Below are 20,406 nucleotides of genomic sequence, written 5' to 3'. Positions count from 1 at the left end.
ATAAAGATAACCACATTGGTGTAGCAATAATGGCCACTGGCGTCCCTTGGTACCGTATCCTCTATGTTCAAGTATTGATTGCCATCGCGGTAGGCATCGCGCTAGGACATTTCTATCCTCAATTAGCGCAATCGCTGAAACCGCTGGGCGATGCGTTTATCCAGTTGATCAAGATGATTATTGCGCCGGTGATCTTCTGCACCGTGGTTACCGGTATCGCCGGCATGGGTGACATGAAGAAGGTGGGGCGGGTCGGTGGCAAGGCGCTGCTCTACTTCGAGGTCGTGTCGACCTTTGCGCTGGCGATTGGCGTGATAGCGGGGCTGGTGCTGCGCCCCGGCGACGGCTTCAATGTTGATCCCGCCACCCTCGACGCCAGCGCGGTAGCGAAATACACCGCCGCGGCCGAACACGGTCATGGCGTCACCGACTTCTTGATGAGCATTATTCCCCACAGTATGTTCAGCGCCTTTACCGAAGGCAATATTCTGCAGGTGCTGCTGGTCGCTATTCTGACTGGCGCGGCGCTCTCTGCGCTGGGCGAAAAAGGCCGCAATGTCTCCTCGGCCATCGAGCAGGCTTCGGCGGTACTGTTCAAGATCGTGGGCTTTATCACCAAGTTGGCACCGATTGGTGCGCTGGGCGCGATGGCGTTTACGGTGGGCAAGTACGGCGTCGGGTCGTTAACCCAACTGCTCGAGCTGGTGTTGAGCTTCTATGCGACTGCCATTCTATTTGTGCTGGTGGTGCTGGGGGCGATTGCGCGCTTCAGCGGCTTCAGCATCATTCGCTTGATTGCCTACCTCAAGGACGAACTGCTGATTATTCTTGGCACCAGTTCCTCGGAATCAGCGCTGCCGCAGCTATTGCAGAAGATGGAGCGCGCCGGTTGTTCGCGCTCGGTGGTGGGGCTGGTGGTGCCGACCGGCTATTCGTTCAATCTCGATGGCACCAACATCTACATGACGCTGGCAGTGCTGTTTATTGCGCAGGCCACCAACGTCGAGCTTAGCGCCATGCAACTGATCACTATTTTGCTGGTCGCGATGCTGACCTCCAAAGGTGCCAGCGGCGTGACCGGTGCCGGCTTCGTCACTCTGGCGGCTACCCTATCGGTGGTGCCGGGGCTGCCGGTCAGTGCCATCGTATTGGTGCTTGGCGTCGACCGCTTTATGAGTGAATGCCGTTCGCTGACCAATTTCATCGGCAATGGCGTAGCCACCATCGTGATGTCCGGCTGGGAAAAACAGCTCGACCGTGATCAGCTCAAGCGTGCCTTGAGCGGTCGCGGTGGCGTGGATACGCATGCGTCGCTGTAACAAATGCCCGCGTCGGTGTGTCCATTTTCGCCGCCACGGCCGCTGATGGTCGCCGTGGAGGTGCGTATCGCCTGCGACGAGCCTAGCAGCGGGCGGCACGAAGGTGTTGGTTGGCGCCGCGCCGACAGTAGCGAAAGCCACCTGATGTGCACTTCCCGGCCACTCTTTTACATTTGCTCACCTGCCTTTATGCGCCGCCGCTGGTACACTTCGATAAATTCGCTTTTTTCGAACACCAGTGGCTACAGGAATTGCTATGAGTATTGATCCCCACGCGGGCGAGTTGCCCGACGAGGCTATGCTGACCAACCTTCCGCGCTTGGTTTCACGCTACTACGGGCTGCGCCCCGATCCTGACAATGTGGCACAGAAGGTTGCCTTCGGTACGTCGGGCCATCGCGGCTCGGCGCTCGCCGGTAGCTTCAACGAGTGGCATATTCTCGCGATCACTCAGGCAATCTGCGAGTTCAGGCGTGAGCAAGGGGTGAGCGGGCCCCTGTTCATGGGCATGGATACTCATGCGTTGTCGGAGCCGGCGTTTGCCTCCGCGCTTGAGGTGCTCGCGGCCAATGGGGTGGAAACGCGCATCGACGCGGGCGTTGAGGAGACCGGCGGCGAGCCGGGCTATACGCCGACGCCGGTTATTTCCAATGCGATCATCGAATACAACAAGGGGCGCAGCGAAGGGCTGGCCGATGGCATCGTCATTACGCCATCGCATAATCCGCCCGCTGACGGTGGCTTCAAGTACAATCCCACCCATGGTGGTCCGGCCGATACCGATGTCACCAAATGGATCGAGGATCGTGCCAACGAGCTGCTGAAGCTCGGCCTCGATGGCGTAAAGCGCGTCGATTATCAAACGGCACTGAGCGTCGATAGCACCCAGCGTTTCGACTATATCAGCCAGTACGTCGACGGCCTGGCGCAAGTGATCGATCTGGATGCGATTCGTGATTCAGGGCTGACCTTCGGCGTCGATCCGCTGGGTGGCGCGGGCGTCCACTACTGGACGCGCATTGCCAGCAAATATCAGCTGCCGCTGAAGGTGCTGTCGCAGCAGGTCGATCAAACCTTCCGCTTCATGCCGCGCGATTGGGACGGCAAGATCCGTATGGATTGCAGCTCGCCTTACGCAATGGCGACGATGATCGACAATAAGGATAGCTTCGACGTCTCATTCGGCTGTGATACCGATCACGACCGTCACGGCATCGTGGCGCGCTCGACCGGGCTGCTCAATCCTAACCACTATCTGGCGGTGGCGATTCAGTACCTCTTCACTCATCGCCCGCAGTGGAACGACAGCGTTGGCGTAGGCAAAACGCTGGTCTCTTCCGCAATGATCGATCGTGTTGCCAAGGGACTAGGACGCGAGCTGTTCGAAACCCCGGTGGGGCTTAAGTGGTTCGTGCAAGGATTGGTAGACGGCAAGCTTGGCTTCGGCGGTGAGGAATCCGCGGGCGCCACCTTCCTGCGCAAGGACGGCAGCGTGTGGTCGACCGATAAGGACGGCATTATCCTGGGGCTATTGGCAGCAGAAATTACCGCTGTTACCGGCAAAGACCCCGGTCAGCATTATCAGGAGCTCACCGAGCGTTTCGGGGCTCCCGTCTACCAGCGCATCGACGCCGCCGCGACCCGTGAGCAGAAAGCCAAACTCAAGGCACTGTCGCCCGAGCAGGTGACCGCTGAAACGCTGGCCGGCGATCCAATTACCCGGATCCTGACCAACGCTCCCGGCAACGACGCTCCTATCGGCGGTCTGAAGGTCGAAACCGACAACGGCTGGTTTGCCGCGCGTCCTTCCGGCACCGAAGACGTTTACAAGATTTACGCCGAAAGCTTCAAAGGTGAAGAGCACCTGAAGCAGATTCAGCAGGAAGCTAAAGCACTGGTCGATCAGGTATTGGCAGGCTAATCGGCCTAACCGTTATCACGGCAGTGCAAACCCGCTATCACTGAAATCGAGTGGTAGCGGGTTTTTTATGGGCGGGGCGTTTGTAGCGGGTCTTTTCCTGTGTCTCTTGTGTAGGTAGACTGGTCTGTCTACTTGGCGTGCTATTTAAGGAAACGCGATGGCATCGATACCGGTTACTGAACAGGCGCCAGGCGCGCGCGACAGGCTCCTGGCAGCGGCGGCGTCTCTTTTTTATCGCAACGGCATCAACGCAACAGGCATTGACGCCATTATTCGTGAGGCGGGAGTGGCAAGAAAAAGCCTCTACAACCACTTTTCTTCCAAAAGCGATTTGGTAGCGGGCTACATCGAGGAACGGCATCGCCAATGGCTGGTGTTCTACCGCGCGCGTGAGGCGGAAACACGTTCTCCTGCCGAGGCAGTGCTTGCGGTTTTCGACGCATACTTGGATCACGCCGAATCACGTTTTTCCAACGGATTTCGTGGCTGCGGGTTGCTCAATGCGGCAGGGGAGTTCGCCGCAGGCGACGCTGTGCGCGATGCGGTGAGGCAGTACAAGGAAGAGGTCGAGCAGATTATAGAGGGGCATCTACGTGCCTTACTGCCATCTTCCCACTGCCAAGCGAATGATGTGGCACGGCAGATTGCGTTTCTGCTGGAAGGTGCCATGATGCGTGCCGGACTGGCAGGAAACGCTGCACTGGTGAATGAAGCACGCCGCTATGCTCAACAGTGGCTGGAAGCGTTATGAATGCAATGTGGGCACCGCTGGCCGTTACAGCAGCGGCAGTCTTATGGGGGACTACTGGTGTCGTCGCCAGTGCTGCACCCGCTGTCAGTCCATTAACCATTGGTGCTGTTGCAATGGGTGTGGGTGGGATATTGCAAGCTTGCTTGGCGCTGGGTGGTATTCGCCAGCGCTGCCAACTTCTTTTGGTTCACTGGCGCTGGTGGCTCGTGGGAGCGATTGCGGTCGCGATCTACCCGTTGGCCTTCTACAGCGCTATGCGCGAGGCAGGAGTCACGATCGGTAACGTAGTATCGATTGGTGCTGCCCCCGTCTGCTCTGCGCTACTTGAGCGGGTACTGGATGGCCGACGCGTGAGCCTGCGCTGGAAGATAGGCATTGTGACCGGCATTAGCGGTATTTTAGTGCTGGGCATCTCGCGCGGCGGTGAGGCTACTCAAGGTCTCCCTGCTGGTACGCAAGCACTGTGGGGGATGGCGCTGGGAATAGTGGCGGCCTTTACTTACGCGCTTTATAGCTATAGTGCGCAACGCCTGATGCGGCAAGGAATCGGCTCGCGTGACGCGATGGGGGCAATTTTTGGCGGAGGTGGCATACTGCTGCTGCCGTTGGTGATATTCACTGGTGCTTCGTTGCTGGCATCCTGGTCATCCATCGCGGTGGGCGGCTATCTTGCGTTGGTACCGATGTTTATTGGTTATCTCTGTTTTGGCTATGGACTATCACGCGTTGCAGCAAGCACCGCCACCACTATCACCCTGATCGAGCCTGTGGTCGCTGCACTGCTCGCGGCAGTAGTGCTGGGGGAACGCCTGACGCCCAGCGGATGGCTTGGAATCGCGATGATTTTCCTGTGTCTACTGATAGTAACGGTGCCAATGCGCCTCCGTTCCGCGCCTTCAGCCTCCGTTAGCAACGGATGACTATACTTCGACACCAAAGGCAGGATAGGGTGAAGACCTTGCACGGGAAGCAAACGACCTCGTGCGCGCCCATAGTGCCAAGCGCACTGCTGCGGCCTAACGAGTGAACAACGTCATAGCATCAGGGAGCACATTTAGTGATCAGATTTCTAGTAGCACCGCTTATCAGCGCCATTGTGATTGCCTTTGTTCTAGGCCTTGTCGGCATCCACTCGCCCTACATTGTCGGCATCGTGTGCGGCGTGGGCATTCCGTTTATCGTGCAATATCTGGAGCGCAAGCAGATTATCTAAGCGTTCGCTGCGCCTAACGCAAGCCGGTACGGGGTCGCCCGTGCCGGCTTTTTGTTGGCTGCCGTTCCACCCCTATCAGTTTTACTGAAATTTCCTTCCGCTCAGTCGATATCTTCCCGGCATTAGCGCACTCCGCTAATAGATATCAAATAATTGTTGTTTTTAGACGACATGGGGCGTTAGGATGGAGATCAGGCACTTTGTGACGGCGGGTGGGCGCAATCCATACGCGGAGTGGCGTTCACGCATTCGAGATACCAAGGCAAGAATTGCTATCGACCGTCGCCTTTTCAGGGTTGAGCTTGGCAACCTTGGAGATCACAAGCCGTGCCGGGATGGGGTTTGGGAACTGCGCATTGATACCGGCCTTGGCTACCGCGTCTACTATGCGCTGGCAGGGAAGACGGTAGTGTTGTTAATGGGCGGCGGTACCAAGCGATCGCAGTCTGCGGATATCGATAATGCCTGTGCGCATTGGCAAGAATGGCTACTCAGGCACTAACAAGGAGCATGGCAATGATTAACGATCAATCCCACGACGAGGCGATGGCCGCCATCTTCCGCAAAGATCCTGCTTATGCGGCGGAGCTTTTAGATAGCATCATCGAAGAGGGCGCCCAGGGTGAATTGCTGATCGCGGTGCGCCAGATGACCAAGGCCTTCGGCGGGGTAGCGGAAATCGCAGAGCGAGCCAATTTAAATCGCTCGCAGCTCTATCGCACGCTGTCGGAGCAGGGCAATCCTGAAATTCGCACGCTGTCTGCCATCCTGAAGTCGATGGGCTTGCGGTTGGCGGTAAAGCCATTGGATAGTGGTCAGCTGCCTGCCTGATATCTGCGCTCGGCGTAGCGAACACAACACAGGCCCTGCGGCGTTAGCCGCAGGGCCTGTTGCTGTTCAGCCTGTCTGGACAGGCTGAATGCTTTCTGCGCGGTGTGACTACAGCAGCGCGTCGAGCTTCTCTTTCAGCAGCGCATTAACCTGCTGAGGATTCGCGGTGCCGCGGGTGGCTTTCATCACCTGGCCGACGAAGAAGCCGACCATTTTGCCGCGTTTCTCTTCGGTCGCTTCCTTGTATTGGGTCACCTGCACAGGATTGGCCGCAATGGCGTCGTCGATCGCAGCTTCAAGCGCACCGGTATCCGTCACCTGCTTGAGCCCTTTGGCCTCGATCACCTGATCGGCGTCCTCGAAGCGACGCTGCCACAGCTCCTGGAAGACCTGCTTGGCGGCCTTGCCGTTGATGGTGTCGTCCTTGATGCGTACAAGCAGGCCGCCCAGCTGCGCGGCACTGACCGGGCTCTCGCTGATCGGCAGGCTGTCGCGGTTAAGCTGCGCGGAAAGCTCGCCCTGCACCCAGTTGGCGGCCAGCTTGGCATCGCCACAGATGTCGAGGGTGTGCTCGAAGTAGTCCGCGGTAGCGCGGTGCGCAGTCAGTACGCCAGCATCGTAGGACGATAGCCCCAGCTCGGTTTCGTAGCGCTCGCGCTTGGCGGCGGGCAGTTCGGGCAGCAGGGTGCGCTGATGATCGACATACGCCTGATCGACGACCAGCGGCAGCAGGTCAGGGCAGGGGAAGTAGCGGTAATCGTTGGCTTCCTCTTTGGTACGCATGCTGCGCGTTTCGTCGGCCTCAGGATCGTACAGGCGCGTTTCCTGCACGACCTTGCCGCCATCTTCAAGAATATCGATTTGGCGCTCAACTTCGTAAGCGATCGCGCGTTCAACGAAGCGGAACGAGTTAACGTTCTTGATTTCAGCGCGGGTGCCGAATTCCTCTTGGCCCTTGGGACGAATCGAGACGTTAACGTCGCAGCGCATTGAGCCCTCTGCCATGTTGCCGTCGGAGATGCCCAGATAGGTCACCAGCGTGTGCATGGCGCGCAGATAGGCCGAAGCCTCTTTGGCCGAGCGCAGGTCAGGCTCCGAGACGATCTCGAGCAGCGGGGTGCCAGCACGGTTCAGGTCGATGCCGCTCATGCCTACAAAGTCTTCGTGCAGCGATTTGCCGGCGTCTTCCTCAAGGTGAGCATGGTGAATGCGAATCTGCTTGCGCTCGCCATCTTCAGGCAGAATTTCGAGCACTCCCTTGCCGACAATCGGCTGGGCCATCTGGCTGGTCTGATAGCCCTTCGGCAGATCGGGATAGAAGTAGTTCTTGCGCTCGAATACCGATACGTCAGGAATTTCAGCATCGATAGCCAAGCCAAAGCGCAGCGCCATGGCGACGGCATTTTCATTGAGTACCGGCAGCACGCCCGGCAGCCCAAGGTCGACGGCGCTCGCCTGACTGTTGGGTTCGGCACCAAAGGCTGTCGAAGAACCGGAGAAGATCTTCGAGCGGGTCGCCAGTTGGACGTGGACTTCGAGTCCGATCACGGTTTCCCATTGCATAGTCGTTGTCCTCTTCAACCTTGGTACTGTTCAGGCCGACGCTGGTGCCAGTCGGTGTGTTGCTGGAATACGTGGGCAACGTTAAGCAAATGCGACTCGCCGAAGTGCGGCCCAAGAATTTGCAGGCCCACGGGGCGATTGTCGACGAAGCCAGCCGGAACGCTGATGCCGGGAATCCCCGCGAGGTTAATCGCGATGGTGTAAATGTCCTGCAGATACATGGAAACCGGGTCAGCCTGCTCACCCAGCTTGAAGGCGGGAGTGGGGGCAGCGGGGCCCATGAGCACGTCGACCTTGTCGAAGGCGTCGAGGAAATCCTGACGAATCAGACGGCGTACCTGCTGTGCCTTACGGTAATAGGCATCGTAGAAGCCTTCCGATAGCGTGTGAGTGCCCATCAGAATACGGCGCTTCACCTCTTCGCCGAAGCCTTCTCCCCGGCTGCGCTTGTAAAGGTCTTCGAGATCGATGGGGCTGTCACAGCGGTGGCCGAAGCGTACGCCATCATAGCGAGCCAGGTTGGAAGAGGCTTCGGCGGGCGCAATCACGTAGTAAGCCGGTACGGCCAGTTGGGTGTGCGGCAGGCTAACATCGACCACCTGAGCGCCAAGGCTTTCGTATACCTTGACCGCTTCACGCACCGCTTGTTCGACGCCTGCATCCAGGCCGTCGCCGAAGTATTCGACCGGCAGGCCAATTTTCAGGCCATCGAGCGGCTGCGCCAGTTCGGCGGTGTAATCGGGCACTACGCGCGACACGCTGGTCGAGTCGCGGCCATCGTGGCCGGCAATCGCATTGAGCAGCAGCGCACAGTCTTCAGCAGAACGACCGAAAGGCCCGGCCTGATCAAGGCTCGAGGCGTAGGCGATAATGCCGTAGCGCGACACTCGTCCATAGGTGGGCTTAAGGCCGGTAATGCCGCAGAACGCAGCGGGCTGACGAATCGAGCCGCCGGTATCGGTGCCCAGTGCTGCAGGTACTAGTCCCGCAGCTACTGCAGCCGCAGAGCCGCCCGAAGAGCCGCCCGGCACCAGCGAGTGGTCCCACGGGTTCTTCACCGCGCCAAAAAAGCTGTTTTCGTTGGAGGAGCCCATCGCGAACTCGTCCATATTGGTTTTGCCGAGGCTGATGGTGCCAACGCTGTTGAGCTTCTCGACCACCGTCGCGTTATAGGGTGACACGAAGTTGGCGAGCATTTTCGAGGCGGCTGTCGTTAGCACGCCTTCGGTGCAGAAAATATCCTTGAGCGCCAGCGGTACGCCGGTAAGGCTTCCTGCGTTGCCTTTGGCGCGCGCGGCATCGGCGGCTTCAGCCTGCTCAAGCGCGGCATCGCCGGTAACGGTAATGAAGGAGTTGATATCAGCGTCGCGCTGCTGGATGCGGTCGAGGAAACCGCGCACCAGATCAACGCTTTTGAACTCGCCCGAGGTCAGGCCACGGGCCATCTCGGCAAGGGTCAGGTCTAGCATGCGTGATGTATCCGAAAGCTGGGTAAGGGGACGGAGCGCGCCGCGGCGACTAGGTTAGGCGCCTGAGTGCGAGCGATATGCGCTTGAGTGGCGCTCAGGCAGTGCTCCGTATGAATAACGGGCCGTACAACGGCCGACCAACGTCGACGCAATGGCGCTATTCGACGACGCGCGGCACCAGATAAAGCCCCTTGGCAACCTCAGGTGCGACGGTCTGAAACTGATCGCGCTGATCGCTTTCAGTAACTTCGTCGGCACGCAGCGGCTGAGTGGCATCGAGCGGATGCGAAAGCGGCTGTACGCCGTCGGTATCGATCTCCTGCAGACGATCGACCATGCTCAAAATGCGCGTCAGGTCACCGACATAGCGGTCGGCATCGGCGTTATCAATGCTGATGCGTGCCAAATGGGCGGCACGCAGGACGTCGGCGTGTTCTATCGCCATGCTGTAGAATCCTGTTGCTTCAGTGGGAAGGTGGCGGTAGGGCGCTCGGCGTACCCGAAGGAAACCGAAGCCCGCTTTGGCACTGCCTATTAGTGCAGCAACCGCATGGCCACCTTGCCGAATTATGGATGTTTGACGCAGGCGTTGGCGCTTGCCATTGCCTATCAATTAAGCGAAACGGATAATATCCGCTATCATATAGGCCTGCCGCTTGTGTTCAGGCTTTAGTATGTCACGCTTACGCTAGCACATAATAACACGTGTGGCGGCGGCCTCGCTTGCCGCGACACAGGCGCAATGATAACGTTCGCACTTGCGCCGTACTGCGATCTGCACTAGGTATCCTTATACAATGTTCAAACGTCTTCGTGGCCTGTTCTCAAGCGATCTGTCGATCGACCTGGGCACGGCAAACACGCTTATTTATGTTCGCGGTCGAGGTATCGTGCTCGACGAGCCTTCCGTGGTTACCATTCGTCAGTCGGGCAACATGCGCAGCGTCGCTGCGGTTGGGCTTGACGCGAAGCGCATGCTGGGCCGTACTCCCGGCAACGTTACCGCCATTCGTCCGATGAAGGACGGCGTCATCGCCGACTTCACCGTGACCGAGCAAATGCTTCAGCACTTCATTCGTAAAGTGCATCAAAGCACCTTCCTGACCCCGAGTCCACGGGTACTGGTGTGCGTTCCCTGCATGTCGACGCAGGTCGAGCGACGCGCCATCAAGGAATCCGCAGAGGGTGCTGGGGCGCGCGAAGTATTCCTGATTGAAGAGCCAATGGCTGCCGCTATCGGTGCAGGTTTGCCGGTAGAAGAAGCGCAAGGTTCGATGGTGGTCGATATTGGTGGCGGTACCACCGAAATCGCCATTATCTCGCTGTCTGGCGTGGTTTACTCCGAATCGGTACGCGTAGGTGGCGACCGCTTCGACGAAGCGATCACCGCGTACGTGCGTCGTCACTACGGCAGCCTGATCGGTGAAGCAACCGCTGAGCGTATCAAGGAAGAAATTGGCTGTGCCTACCCCGGTGGCGAACTGCGCGAGATCGACGTGCGCGGACGTAACCTGGCAGAAGGGGTGCCGCGCAGCTTTACGCTTAACTCGAACGAAATCCTCGACGCGCTGCAAGAGCCGCTGTCGTCGATCGTTTCGGCAGTCAAGAGCGCGCTTGAGCAATCGCCCCCCGAACTGGCCTCCGATATCGCCGAGCGCGGTTTAGTCGTCACCGGCGGTGGTGCGCTGCTGCGTGACGTCGACAAGCTGCTCGCCGAAGAAACCGGGCTTCCCGTTATCGTTGCCGACGATCCGCTCAGCTGTGTCGCGCGCGGTGGCGGTAAAGCGCTCGAGATGATCGATCAGCACGCCTTCGAACTCTTCTCGATCGACTAGCGGCTTCACACTTGCCTGACCGGTAAGCAGAGTTTTGCTTTTTAACGGGCAAAATAGCGGTCAGGCAAGTGGTCGATGCGTGGAGGACGTCCTATCAAGCCACTGTTCATTCATGGTCCTTCCCCCGGGTTCCGTATGGTCCTGTGCACCGTCTTGGCGGTGCTTTTGCTGTTTGTGGATCTTCGCTACACCTGGATGGAAAAGGTGCGCACCGAGGCCTCCGTGGTGGTGGCTCCGGTGCAGTGGCTCGTCAGTTTGCCCGCTGAAGCAATGAATTGGGGGGCGACCGCCTTCTCCTCCCAGCGCGCATTGGTTGAAGAAAATCGCGAACTGCGCGAACAGCTAACGCGGCTGTCGCAGCGTAGTTTGCGGATGGATTCGCTCACCGCAGAAAATGTTCAGTTGCGTCAGCTGATGCATGCAGCGCCCAAGCAGCAGATGCAGTTCATTACCAGCGAACTCATGCGTCTTGATAACGATCCCTTCATTCAGCAGATGATCGTTAATCGCGGCGCCGACCAAGGCGTGTATCAAGGTCAGCCGGTGGTTGACGCCTTCGGGGTGGTGGGGCACGTGGTGTCGCTGGGGCGCTTTTCGAGCCGCGTGATGATGATCAGCGATCCCAGTAACGCGATGCCTATCCAATTGGTGCGCAACGGCCTGCGTTTTGTGATTCAAGGGGCGGGCGGCCCGCATCAGCTGCAGGTCGTCAATGTACCGGCCAATGCTGATGTGCGGGTGGGTGATCTGCTAGTGACCTCCGGCCTGGGGGGCGAGTTTCCGCCTGGGTATCCAGTGGCCACGGTCACCAAGGTGGAGCCGCGCACCAATGGGCCTTTCGCCAAGGTAGAGGCGCGTCCTGCAGCGCAGCTTGATCGCAGTCGTGATTTCCTGATGCTGTCAGCGCGTGAGGCGGTGTCTACCGATTCCGGGGCGCGTGTCGAGCAGGCCACCATCGACGCTATCTATAAGCTTTACCATCCTGCTGCCGAGGACGCTGAACATGGCCGCTGAGGAAACCCGCGCAGTATATCCGATGGTATGGCTCACGCTTATTGCCGCCTTGGTGCTGCAGCTGATGCCAATGCCCGATAGCCTGCTGTTGCTGCGGCCGCCGTGGGTCGCCATGACGCTGATTTTCTGGTGCTTGGCGCAGCCGCTGCGGGTGGGCGTTTTCCACGGTTTCATCATCGGCTTGCCGCTGGATTTGCTCAATGGCACGCCGTTGGGCCAGAACGCGCTGCTATTGTCGGGCGTCTGCTTCCTGACGCTGCTGCTGTACTCTCGCATTCGTCTTTATTCGCTGTGGCAGCAAGCGCCCGTAGTGGTGGTGATTACCGGTCTGGTGCTGCTGTGCGAGCAATGGTTGAGAATGCTGTTTGGCGTTTCCGAGCTGCATATCCAGTTTATCTATGGTGCGCTGATCAGCGGACTGCTGTGGCCATGGTTCTCTACCTTGCTGTACAACATTCAACGCGGTTTCTAGGCCCCTCTACACGCGTATTTATCTCTCCCCCAGGCTGAAATCGATCGCCTAACGCCTTTCTCGGCGGTGGCATAGCGTGCTGCCGCCCGTTAGCGCCTTGTGCTGTTACATCTTCCTACATAAAAATCGATACGCGGGCCGACTCGTTTCCCACCCCTTCCTGGATTGCGTGTAAACTATGGTTATCTATCGACTTTTAGCTGTCGCCTGAAGGGAAACAGCACGTGGCTGATGTACTACCCTTATGTCTTGCTTCGCAGTCGCCGCGGCGACTCGAACTGCTGGCATCGATCGGCGTAACGCCAGCGCTAGTGTGTGCTGCTGATATCGATGAGCGACCGCAGTGCGGCGAAGCGCCAGCGAACTATGTCGCGCGTATGGCGCTCGGCAAGGCCCAGGCGGTTGTCGGGCAGTACCCTCATGGCTGGGTATTGGGAGCGGATACTGCGATAGCCCTGGACGGCCAAATATTCGGTAAACCGGCCAGCAAGGCGGCGTTCGATGCCATGTTCGAGCAGTTCAGCCAGCGCTGGCATTCGGTGTTTTCCGCCGTAACGCTGGCGCGAGCGGGGCAGTCGCCGCGCACGCTGTGGGTCGAATCCAGGGTGCGTTTCGCGCGTGTCGACGCCGCCCAGCGCGATGCCTACTGGGCGACCGGTGAACCCGTTGATAAAGCCGGTGGCTATGCTATTCAGGGGAAAGGGGCCGTGTTCATTGAACGCCTTGAGGGCAGTTACTCGGCAGTGGTGGGCCTGCCGCTATTTGAGACAGCGCAGCTTCTGAACGACGCCGGTGTAGGGTATTGGCAATAATAACGAGATGGTTGGCAGGCGGTGTTGCCAGCGAGGCGCAGGCGCAATAAGGACAGTAACATGAGCGGCGAAGTGCTGATCAATTTGACGCCAATGGAAACGCGCGTGGCCGTCGTTGAAAACGGCGTGTTGCAGGAGGTAGCGGTCGAGCGCCATCGCCGCCTGGGTATCACTGGCAATATCTATAAAGGCAAAGTGGTGCGGGTATTGCCTGGCATGCAAGCGGCCTTCGTTGATATAGGGCTGGAACGCGCGGCGTTTATCCACGCACAAGCGCTGGTGCCGCTGGATCATGAAGGACCGGTGCCTCCCATTCGTACGCTGGCACACGATGGCCAGGTAATTACCGTGCAAGTGGTGAAGGACCCGCTCGGCAGCAAGGGGGCGCGTCTCACGACTCACCTCTCCGTGCCTTCCCGCTATCTGGTGCTGATGCCCCAGGCGTCTCACATAGGCGTGTCGCAGCGTATTGACAGCGAAGAAGAGCGCGAGCGCTTGCGTACTTTGGCGGCGGAGGTGGTTGAGGAAGCCGGTGATGCCGCGCCATCGGGCGGCTTTATCGTGCGTACTGCCGCTGAAGGCGTAACGCGGGAAGCGCTGCTTGCCGACGTGCAGTTTCTTGGCCGGCTGTGGCGTAAAGTGTCAGCGCGCCAGGTCGCAGCGCAGGCGCCCGCACAAATCTATTACGACTTGCCACTTTTCCTGCGCATTTTAAGAGATGTAATGCGCGACGATATCGAGCGCGTGCGCATCGATTCCCAGGATAACTTCCTAAAATTGCAGGCATTCGCACGAGATTTTATGCCCGCCTGGGAGTCGCGACTGGAGCTTTTCTCTGGTGGTCGCCCCATTTTCGATCTGTTCTCGGTCGAGGACGAGATCAGTCGCGCGCTTGAGCGCAAGGTGCCGCTGAAGTCGGGCGGCTACCTGATCATCGATCAAACCGAGGCGATGGTCACCATTGATGTAAATACCGGTGCTTTTGTCGGGCATCGCAATCTCGAAGAAACCAGCTTCAAGACCAATCTCGAAGCGGCTACGGTGATTGCGCGTCAGCTAAGGCTGCGCAATCTGGGTGGCATTATCATTATCGATTTTATCGATATGGAAGATGTCGAGCATCGCCGCCAGCTGCTTCGGCTGCTCGAAAAATCGCTCGAAAAGGATCGTGCGCGCATCTCGCTTACCGGCATTACCGAACTGGGGCTGGTACAGCTAACGCGCAAGCGCACCAGCGAAAGCCTTGAGCAGGTGCTCAGCGAAGAATGTCCACTTTGCGCAGGACGTGGCGCAATCAAGACGGCCGAAACGCTGTGCCTGGAGATATTTCGTGCCATTATGCGTGAAGAGCGCGCTTATGGTGCCAACGGCTATCTGGTGTTGGCAGCGCCCAGCGTGGCCGAGCGACTAATGGAAGAAGAAGCCGCCGCGATGGCCGATCTCGAAGCTTTGCTTGGTAAGCCGATTCGGGTGCGAAGCGAGCCGCAGTATGCGCAAGACCACTACGATTTGGTGTTGAGCTAGCGCTGTGAATGAATGTAATGATACTCGGCAGACCAGGGAGGGGCTGTTTGACGTGAACATATTGCGCAATACGCAGCCTGCGCTGCTGGTCGTGAAAAGTGCTGTAGGGGAGCGCTGGCTGAAGTGCTGACGTTGGTGCGAATGGTCGCTAGAGGGCTTCTGATCGCGATGGCCGTTGTATTGACGGTGGTCGCATTGATCACGGCTGGCCTGCGCATTATGCCTCTGCACCTTGAAGGCAACGCCGAACTGACCAAATGGCTACCGCTGCCTGAAGGTGTCGATCTTATCGCCAAGCGGCTGGAGATTGGCCTTGATGGCCGTAATCTGGTGATCGATGTCGATCGCATGAACGTCTTCCAGCAGCAGGGCGACAGCGACACTCAGCGCTCGCTATTCACGCTGGCGAGAGGGCGTATCAAGCTCGACCTGCTGCGCTCACTGCAGCTGCACCAGCCTGCCTTCAATCAGCTCGATCTCGATCGCCCCGCGTTTTCTCTGTATCAGCGTCCCGACGGACGCTGGTGGGCCGATGACGAAGATGACCAGTCCGATACGTTCTCGCAGGAAGATCTTAAACGCTGGCTGGTGAATATTGCCGGCAGCCGCGCGCGTATCAGTGAGGGCAGTGTTGAGCTATTCGGCTTGCACGATCATCACCGTATCGACATCCCCTCTGCCGTACTGGTCGCTGACAGCAACGGTGACACCGTACTGCAGGCCGCTGCGGTTACCGATTACGCGCAGCGTGCCGGTATATCCCTGAATGCAAACCTGTCGCCTGAAGGCGATACCTCGGGGCAGGCCGAACTGCGCGGTGATGCCAAGCAGATTTCGGCGGTGGCCAGCATGTTCAGCGCTAGCGCCCACTATGAATTCTCGGCGCAGGGCGATCTGCATTTTCAGCTTGGCTGGAAGGGCACCCAGTCTGCCGAAGTGCGCTCGTCGCTCGATCTCGACAAGCTTCATATAGGCCGCACCGATGATCCTTCGCGGCGCGCTGATCTTGCCGCGCTATCGACCGCACTGTATGCCAGATACGACGATCATCGCTGGCAAGGCCGGTTTGCCAAAATGGACGCCGAAGATAGTCACGGCAAGGCGTTGGCGCTGCCCGCCTTTGGCACCGTGCAAGGCAACGATGAACAGCTGTCAGTGCTGCTGCCGGCGTTCCGTCTCGAACCTGCGAATCTGGCCTGGCCGTTGCTACCGTTTTCCGAGCGGCTACGCCAAACCTACATTGATTTGCACCCGAGTGGTCAGGTGAACAAGGCGCGTCTCGATCTCGACCTGCGCCCCGACGTGGCGGCGCGTGACCGGCTGCGAATTCGTGCCGATCTAAGCGGCGCGACCATGAATTCGCACGAGGAAATACCGGCGCTGGGGCCGGTATCTGGCGGCGTCGATACCACGCTGCGTTTCGGGCGTGCCTGGGTAAAAGGCGACGACGTGCTCGGCCTCAATATGCCCACGGTATTCGAAACCCGCTGGCCGCTCGAATCGCTGTCGGGCAAGCTGTCGTGGGAGCTAAACGATAACTACGTCAAGATGGGCGGTAGCGACATCCATTTTGTGCGCGACGGGGCTAATGCCTCGGGCGACTTCTTCCTTGATCTTCCCGATCACCATCACAACCATTTCAGCTTCGATCTGGCTTTCGAGAATGCCAAAGTGCGCAGCGCCCGCGATTGGGTGCCGCTGCGCGTGATGGGCAAATCTCTCGGTGACTGGCTGGTCGAGAACGTGCACTCAGGCGAGGTGCCGAAGGGCAAGATCAGCATGTCGATGGTGTTTGGAGCCCCAGAAGGGCACCCCGAACTTGAGAAGCATGTTGACTTCGGTGATCCAAAAAGCGGCAACCGTCTGCTGCTCGACCTCGACGTGCGCAATGCCACGCTCGGCTATCTGGAAGGCTGGCAGCCTGTTACCAAGGTGGATGGATCCCTGCATCTCGATGGCGAAAACATGCGCGGAGCCATTCACCGTGCCGAGCTCAATGGCTTGAAAGGCGGTGAGGGCAACTTCTCTCTTCACGATGATCTGCTAAGTCTCGACGCGCCCGTCGAAGGCGATGCTGGGCAGCTGCTGGATGTATTGAAACGCGCGCCTTTCGATAAGTCTGAGCTGAATACCCAGTTCTCGCGTTGGGAAGCCAACGGCCCGCTGAAAGGCAATATCAGGCTGCGGCTGCCATTCGGCGGTGAGCACGACGGGCAGGTCGACTTCACCGCGCAGGGCGATATTGCTCACGCCAACGCCACTTTGGTGGCCAGCGCGCTGAAGTTCAGCGATATCAGTTCCAACGTTAAGCTGCACATGCTGGGCGATAACGTGGGCATCAACGGTAATGCGCATGGCCGCGTTTTCGGCGGTCCGGTAAACGCAGACTTCGCGCTTAACAACGGCGTGGGCAATCTGGATTTCAACGGTGAAGCCGACGCTTTGGAAAGCATGAAATGGCTGCACCTGTCGGGACTAGCACCTGACACTTATGGCAGCACCCGCTATGGCGGCGCGATGCGTATGTCGCGAGACGGTGTCGTGACGCTGAATGTTGATAGCGATAGTCGCGGTGTAAAAGTGCCGCTGCCTGAACCGTTGGGCAAGGACCCAGAAGATCCTCGCACCATGCGGCTGCGGATGGATTTGACCAACGGCGTGGGCAATGTGGTGATCGACAATCTGGTTAAAGCGCGCTGGCGCGACCAGATGCGTCAGGGCCAGGTGTGGGTTGAGCACTGGCCTGAGCAGCCCGAGTGGCAGCCGCGTAGTGGCTGGAGCATCACCATGGACAACGCGCGTCTCGATCCCGGCGCGTGGATGAAAACGCTGCAAGGCGTCGAATTCGATCACGTTGGCAAACAGGTGCCCTCCGAGGCGAAACCTGGCTCGGAAGAAAACCCGATCGTTATCAATGAGGTGCGCTTCGATACCGACTGTCTGGTGATAGACGACGAGTGCCTGACCGACGTGCATGCGCACGGACAAATGACTGACGATGTGTGGAATGCCTCACTGCGCAGCCGCTACACCAACGGTACTGCGCAGTGGGACCCTAACGCGCCAATGCCGATCACGGTTAAGCTGAACGAACTCAATCTCAATCCGATGCTCGATGCCTTGCAGCGTGCGTCCGAGAAAAATGCCGACAAGCCGCCCGAGCGCTTCACGCTCTACGATCAGGCAGTGACTGTCGATTCGCCCAGCGAGCCGCTGGCCGCCTTCCCAGAGAAGGCCTCGTCGCTGCCTGCAGGCACGCTGAATATTGCCAATATCATTGCGCGCGATCAGAGAGGTGCTCTGAACGCCACCTGGCACACCGCGGATAACGCCCTCAGTCTGGATACGCTGGAAGCTGAGTTAGCCGGCACCAAGCTGAAAGGAAGCCTGAGTTGGCTGCCGGCAGGCGAGGCAAGCGTGACTCAGGGCAGCGTCAATGTGAAATTGGGCAACATCGCCAAGCTACTGAACCTGCTTGATCTCGAAAACATGGCGACTACCCGCGATGGCAAGATCGAGACGGGCTTCGCATGGCCGGGCGCGCCGTGGCAGCCGCAGCTCGATTCGGTGTCCGGTAACCTGGGGCTCGACATCGGGCCGGGCAACATTGTGGCGCTCAACCTAAGCTCCGCGCGGCTAATGGGACTGCTGAACTTCGACAACATTTTCCGCCGTCTGCGCCTCGATTTCTCCGATGTGACCGAACACGGTACGGCGTTCAACAGCATCGCTGGCAAGGCAACGCTGACCGACGGGGTGCTTAAACATGTCGAGCCGCTGCTGATTAAAGCGCCCTCAACCACCTTCACCGTTGATGGTAACGTCGATCTGATCAACCAGCGGCTCAACGAGCATTTGGCGATCAGATTGCCGGTGTCGCAAACGCTGCCGCTGGCCGCGCTGGCCGTTGGCGCACCCGAGATTGGCGGGGCGCTGTTGGCATTGCATTTGGCCTTCGGTGGCTGGCTCAATCAGGTGACGGAACTTCATTACGCGATCAACGGTGGCTGGCTCGCGCCCAATATCACCAAGGAAACTGTCGACGAATGACTGCACATTGCGCTCCATCGCCGCTCGTTTTGCCAAACTCCGAGGAGTTGCTGCGCTACGGTAGCGAACTGCTGCTGGAACCGGGCGATCTCGATCTCGATTCGCTCGATGCAGGGCTAGCCGCTGCGATGGGGCCCGGTATCGATTTCGCTGAGCTCTATTTCCAATACGGCACGCGCGAAAGCTGGTCGTTGGAAGATGGCGTGGTAAAAAGCGGCGCCTTCAGTCTTGATAGCGGCGTTGGTGTGCGCTCAATGGCGGGAGAGAAAACTGGCTTCGCCTATGCCAGCCACATTACCCCCGATACCCTGCGAGAAACGGGACAGGTCGCTTCACGTATTGTGCGCTCCGGCCAGTCGCTAACCGCGCAGTGCGCCGAGCCTGGCGCTGCCGAAGCACGCTATCAGCGTCGTGCGCCGGGGGGCGAAAGTAGTGCCGATGCCAAGGTGGCATTGCTGCAGCGGGCCGATCGCATTGCGCGCGGCGCTGATCCTGCCATCGTTAAGGTGTCTGCTTCACTCGGGCTGGTCCACGATGTGGTACTGGTGCGCGCCAGCGACGGTACGCTGGCCGCCGATAGCCGCCCGATGATTCGCTTCAACGTCTCGGTGATTGCGCTCCGCAATGGACGTCGCGAAAGCGGCTCCAGCGGCGGCGGTGGGCGATTCTCGCTGGCACAGCTTGAACAGCGCGGAATGGTAGAGTCCATCGCTTTGGAAGCCGTCAGGGTCGCCCTGGTTAATCTCGACGCGGTGGCGGCGCCCGCTGGCGATATGCCGGTAGTGCTAGGCGCAGGATGGCCCGGGGTGCTGCTGCATGAAGCAGTGGGGCACGGGCTGGAAGGCGATTTCAATCGCAAGGGCAGCTCCGCCTTTGCCGGACGCCTCGGTGAACAAGTAGCCGCCGCGGGCGTGACCGTGGTTGACGACGCAACCCTCACTGAGCGCCGTGGTTCGCTTTCGATCGATGACGAGGGAACCCCCGGTCAGTGCACTACCTTGATCGAAAACGGCCGACTCACCGGCTATATGCAGGACAAGCTGAACGCGCGGCTGATGGGGCATTCGCTGACCGGTAATGGCCGTCGTGAATCCTATGCGCATCTGCCGATGCCGCGCATGACCAACACCTACATGCTGGGCGGTCAGCATCAGCGCGACGAGATGATTGCGTCAGTCAGCAAGGGGCTGTTCGCGGTGGGCTTCAGCGGTGGGCAGGTGGATATCACGTCCGGCAAATTCGTGTTCGCGGCGAGCGAAGCCTATCTGATTGAAAACGGTAAATTGGGGGCGCCGGTCAAGGGCGCGACCATTATTGGCAGTGGCCCTGAAGCGATGGGGCGCATCTCGATGATCGGCGATGACTTAGAGCTCGATAACGGGGTAGGCATTTGCGGCAAGCAGGGACAATCGGTGCCGGTGGGCGTAGGTCAGCCGTCGTTGAAGCTCGATAGCATTACCGTTGGCGGCACACAATCCTGAGCACGTCAGCACGTCAGCACGTCAGCACGTCAGCACGTCAGCACGTCAGCACGTCAGCACGTCAGCACGTCAGCACGTCAGCACGTCAGCACGTCAGCACGTCAGCACGTCAGCACTATTGGCGATGCGTTTCGTGGGAGCCGCGTTGCGC

17 protein-coding genes are annotated in these 20,406 nt (G+C 59.0%); 14 read left to right on the top strand and 3 right to left on the bottom strand.

What is annotated here, in order from left to right:
- Window positions 1–29: 29 nt before the first annotated feature.
- The 7 genes from R84865_RS03175 (at window position 30) to R84865_RS03145 (ending at window position 6,035) form a co-directional block, all read left to right on the top strand.
- Window positions 30–1,319, top strand: coding sequence for a dicarboxylate/amino acid:cation symporter (locus R84865_RS03175; protein ID WP_435638808.1), 1,290 nt, complete (start codon window positions 30–32; stop codon window positions 1,317–1,319).
- Window positions 1,320–1,575: 256 nt separating this feature from the next.
- Entirely contained in the window at window positions 1,576–3,240 is a 1,665-nt protein-coding gene (gene pgm / locus R84865_RS03170; protein WP_435638807.1) for a phosphoglucomutase (alpha-D-glucose-1,6-bisphosphate-dependent), read from the top strand.
- Between the two features lie 157 nt (window positions 3,241–3,397).
- Window positions 3,398–3,991 carry a TetR/AcrR family transcriptional regulator gene (locus R84865_RS03165; RefSeq protein ID WP_435638806.1) on the top strand — a complete coding sequence of 198 codons (594 nt, stop codon included), beginning with the start codon at window positions 3,398–3,400 and terminating at the stop codon, window positions 3,989–3,991.
- Window positions 3,988–4,911, top strand: a complete 924-nt coding sequence (locus R84865_RS03160; RefSeq protein WP_435638805.1) for a DMT family transporter — start codon at window positions 3,988–3,990, stop codon at window positions 4,909–4,911. Before R84865_RS03165 ends, R84865_RS03160 begins: the two co-directional genes overlap by 4 nt.
- A 137-nt stretch (window positions 4,912–5,048) precedes the next feature.
- A complete protein-coding gene (locus tag R84865_RS03155; protein ID WP_435632274.1) occupies window positions 5,049–5,204 on the top strand; it encodes a hypothetical protein in 156 nt (51 codons plus the stop codon).
- Window positions 5,205–5,388: 184 nt separating this feature from the next.
- Window positions 5,389–5,706, top strand: coding sequence for a type II toxin-antitoxin system RelE/ParE family toxin (locus R84865_RS03150; RefSeq protein WP_435638804.1), 318 nt, complete (start codon window positions 5,389–5,391; stop codon window positions 5,704–5,706).
- A gap of 14 nt (window positions 5,707–5,720) precedes the next feature.
- Window positions 5,721–6,035 carry a helix-turn-helix domain-containing transcriptional regulator gene (locus R84865_RS03145; RefSeq protein WP_435636778.1) on the top strand — a complete coding sequence of 105 codons (315 nt, stop codon included), beginning with the start codon at window positions 5,721–5,723 and terminating at the stop codon, window positions 6,033–6,035.
- Window positions 6,036–6,143: 108 nt separating this feature from the next.
- Here R84865_RS03145 and gatB read toward each other — a convergent pair whose 3' ends face one another.
- From gatB to gatC, 3 genes are all read right to left on the bottom strand, one after another.
- Entirely contained in the window at window positions 6,144–7,598 is a 1,455-nt protein-coding gene (gene gatB, locus R84865_RS03140) for an Asp-tRNA(Asn)/Glu-tRNA(Gln) amidotransferase subunit GatB (protein WP_435632271.1), read from the bottom strand.
- Between the two features lie 14 nt (window positions 7,599–7,612).
- Complete coding sequence (gene gatA, locus R84865_RS03135; protein ID WP_435638803.1) at window positions 7,613–9,067, bottom strand: Asp-tRNA(Asn)/Glu-tRNA(Gln) amidotransferase subunit GatA; 1,455 nt, start codon at window positions 9,065–9,067, stop codon at window positions 7,613–7,615.
- A 157-nt stretch (window positions 9,068–9,224) separates the two neighbouring features.
- Complete coding sequence (gene gatC / locus R84865_RS03130; protein WP_435638802.1) at window positions 9,225–9,512, bottom strand: Asp-tRNA(Asn)/Glu-tRNA(Gln) amidotransferase subunit GatC; 288 nt, start codon at window positions 9,510–9,512, stop codon at window positions 9,225–9,227.
- A gap of 352 nt (window positions 9,513–9,864) precedes the next feature.
- On the opposite strand from gatC, the gene R84865_RS03125 reads away from it, so the two are divergent.
- The 7 genes from R84865_RS03125 to tldD all read left to right on the top strand — a co-directional run bounded on the left by R84865_RS03125 (window position 9,865) and on the right by tldD (window position 20,255).
- Window positions 9,865–10,902 carry a rod shape-determining protein gene (locus R84865_RS03125; protein WP_435632268.1) on the top strand — a complete coding sequence of 346 codons (1,038 nt, stop codon included), beginning with the start codon at window positions 9,865–9,867 and terminating at the stop codon, window positions 10,900–10,902.
- A gap of 75 nt (window positions 10,903–10,977) precedes the next feature.
- Window positions 10,978–11,916, top strand: a complete 939-nt coding sequence (gene mreC / locus R84865_RS03120) for a rod shape-determining protein MreC (RefSeq protein WP_435632267.1) — start codon at window positions 10,978–10,980, stop codon at window positions 11,914–11,916.
- Window positions 11,906–12,388: a rod shape-determining protein MreD gene (gene mreD, locus R84865_RS03115; RefSeq protein ID WP_435632266.1), complete on the top strand. Its 483-nt coding sequence runs from the start codon at window positions 11,906–11,908 to the stop codon at window positions 12,386–12,388. The genes mreC and mreD overlap by 11 nt, the downstream gene beginning before the upstream one ends.
- A 224-nt stretch (window positions 12,389–12,612) precedes the next feature.
- Window positions 12,613–13,200, top strand: coding sequence for a Maf family protein (locus R84865_RS03110; RefSeq protein ID WP_435632265.1), 588 nt, complete (start codon window positions 12,613–12,615; stop codon window positions 13,198–13,200).
- A 60-nt stretch (window positions 13,201–13,260) separates the two neighbouring features.
- A complete protein-coding gene (rng, locus tag R84865_RS03105; RefSeq protein WP_435632264.1) occupies window positions 13,261–14,724 on the top strand; it encodes a ribonuclease G in 1,464 nt (487 codons plus the stop codon).
- 123 nt (window positions 14,725–14,847) lie between these two features.
- Entirely contained in the window at window positions 14,848–18,774 is a 3,927-nt protein-coding gene (locus R84865_RS03100; RefSeq protein ID WP_435638801.1) for a YhdP family phospholipid transporter, read from the top strand.
- Window positions 18,771–20,255 (top strand): metalloprotease TldD, encoded by a 1,485-nt coding sequence (tldD, locus tag R84865_RS03095; RefSeq protein ID WP_435638800.1) that lies wholly within the window; start codon window positions 18,771–18,773, stop codon window positions 20,253–20,255. Before R84865_RS03100 ends, tldD begins: the two co-directional genes overlap by 4 nt.
- Window positions 20,256–20,406 lie beyond the last annotated feature (151 nt).

The sequence above is a fragment of the Carnimonas bestiolae genome, assembly GCF_051251145.1.
In the GTDB taxonomy this organism is placed as follows: domain Bacteria; phylum Pseudomonadota; class Gammaproteobacteria; order Pseudomonadales; family Halomonadaceae; genus Carnimonas; species Carnimonas bestiolae.
Note: the sequence above shows the minus strand (reverse complement) of the source record. Positions and strands in the feature narration are given on the sequence as shown.